This is a genomic window from Shewanella sp. 11B5 (assembly GCF_002836795.1).
Classification (GTDB): Bacteria; Pseudomonadota; Gammaproteobacteria; order Enterobacterales; family Shewanellaceae; genus Shewanella; species Shewanella frigidimarina.
Window position 1 is genome coordinate 1 of sequence record NZ_PJAP01001129.1, and the last position, 2,174, is coordinate 2,174.

The window sequence follows — 2,174 nt, forward strand, 5'->3', positions numbered from 1 at the left end:
GATTAGTGGGTTCGCCCAAAATTTCTGAATTAGCAAAGTTCGCCATACGCACAAAAAAGCCAAATATGGCTGTCGCGATCGCTAAACGATCGAGTAAAAACAAAAATGGTAACTTCACTTTACGTTGGTAAAAATACAGACCTAATATCGCTCCTAACCCGCCGCCATGGCTGGCAAGCCCACCTTCCCAGATCGCAAATATCTTCAGCGGATGAGCAAAGTAGTATCCAGGGTCATAAAAAATACAATGAGCTAAACGTGCCCCAACAATAATGCCAATAACGCAATACACTAATAGATTATCAAGAGACTCAACATCTAAGCCTTCTTTTTTGTAAAAGTGCTTCATCACCTGAAAACCAGTGGCTATAGCCAACGCAAAAAGCGCGCCGTACCAATGTACGGTTAATCCCATAAACGAGACTAATATAGGATCAAAATCCCAAACGATGTGTTCCAAGTTACCTACTCCAGATTGATATGGTGTTTTGTCGCGTTATGCTAAAACAACTTTACGACAGATGATACATAGATACTTAAGCGAAGAGAAAGTTTCATTAACTAATCAACATTGAAGCGCTAAATAAGGTAACATTTAGCGTTATTTACTGCTGATAAACTGCATTGTTAGAGTTAACCAAATGATGGCCGATAAAACCGAATACCATATTGATATTACCGAGCACAGTACTGACGCCATTGAGCTATTGGCGCAAGTCAGTAGCCTGAGTAAGCAAGTATTGAAAGATGCTATGCAAAAAGGCGCTATTTGGCACAGCCATGGTAAACAAACTAATCGTATTCGCCGTGCAAAAAAACCTTTGCAAGCGGGTGACAAGCTGCATCTTTATTACAATCAATACATTCTAGATGAACAAGTCACACCCGCTGAGTTATTGTTTGATGAAGCTGAATACAGCATTTGGTACAAGCCTTATGGTATGCGTTGCCAGGGCTCAAAGTGGAGCGATCACACCACCATTAATCGCTATGCTGAATTAAATATGCAGCCACAGCGCAATGCCTTTATTATTCATCGCCTAGACCGTGCTGCCACCGGATTATTAGTATTGGGACACAGTAAAAAAGCCACTGCCGCTATTGCTAAGCTGTTTGAAACTCGCGAATTAGAAAAGTACTATCAAGTGATTGTTGAAGGTGAGTTTCCGAGCAATCCCGTTACCATTAATACTCCAGTCGATAATAAACCGGCGTTATCCCACGCCACCTTACTGACCTACAACTCAGAGTTGAATCAATCCAAGGTACAGGTAAAAATAGACACGGGTCGTAAGCATCAAATTAGGATTCATATGGCTAGCCTAGGCCACCCCGTTGTAGGCGACCGTTTGCATGGCAATGGCGACGAGCACTCGCCCGACCTTGCACTAACATCGTGTTTTTTCCGTTTTGTTTGCCCAATAAGCAACACGCTAAAAACCTTTGAACTGCCAGAGCATTACCGACCAGCATTTATTACCCATTAAGCAATGAAGTAAATAAGCAATTATTGTGCTTACACATAACAAACAATATTGTTCATCAACATCAATGGAACCACACACTATGCGTCATATCATCGCGTTACTTTGTCTTACTCTTAGCCCTATGGGCATCGCCGCCAGTTTACAACTGCCAGACAGAGCCGAAACGGTATTAGTTAATGGTAAAGCCTCACAACAGCAATCTAGTGTAAAACTGGACTTAAGCATGCCCGATAACATGCAACAAATCGCTTTTCGCTATCAAGCCCGTTACCGAGATAATGGCAGCCAAAATAATTTTATTTCTGATGTTGTTATTTTGCGCTTTCAGGCCAGCGAGCAAAACTATCAACTCACATTGCCGACCATTAACTCTGCCTCACGCGCCAATCAATTTAATGATCAACCTACTATAACGTTAACCGACAATACGGGTAAAAGCATTGTATTCACTCAAGATAAACTGATGAAATCAGGCTTACAAATTGGCCGTAATTTTGCTCAAGAAATCGCGCAATATAATGGATCTGGTGCCATAGCTGCAATTGCATCAGCTAAACGTATCACCTCAAAAACAACTACTGCTGCACCAGTAGTACCAATAGCAATTATGCCAGTAGCAATAGTACCAGTCGCAATAACGACTGAGGTTACCGCAAGTAACAATACCGCTGACACTCAGGTTAATAA

The 2,174-nt window shown here is 41.7% G+C and carries 3 protein-coding genes; 2 read left to right on the forward strand and 1 reads right to left on the reverse strand.

From position 1 onward, the window contains the following. Positions 1 to 460, reverse strand: a 460-nt coding sequence (locus CXF78_RS21085; protein WP_145991613.1) for a prolipoprotein diacylglyceryl transferase, incomplete at its 3' end; no start/stop codon positions are given. Between the two features lie 181 nt (positions 461 to 641). Here CXF78_RS21085 and CXF78_RS21090 point away from each other — a divergent pair. Next, entirely contained in the window at positions 642 to 1,487 is an 846-nt protein-coding gene (locus CXF78_RS21090; RefSeq protein ID WP_102037860.1) for a pseudouridine synthase family protein, read from the forward strand. A 79-nt stretch (positions 1,488 to 1,566) separates the two neighbouring features. Beyond that, on the forward strand, positions 1,567 to 2,174 hold a 608-nt coding region (locus CXF78_RS21095; RefSeq protein ID WP_102037861.1), incomplete at its 3' end, for a DUF2057 domain-containing protein.

What these genes read in the sequence shown, in the direction of transcription:
- CXF78_RS21090 (WP_102037860.1), top strand. Translation starts at nt 642, where the DNA reads ATGATGGCCGATAAAACCGAATACCATATTGATATTACCGAGCACAGT.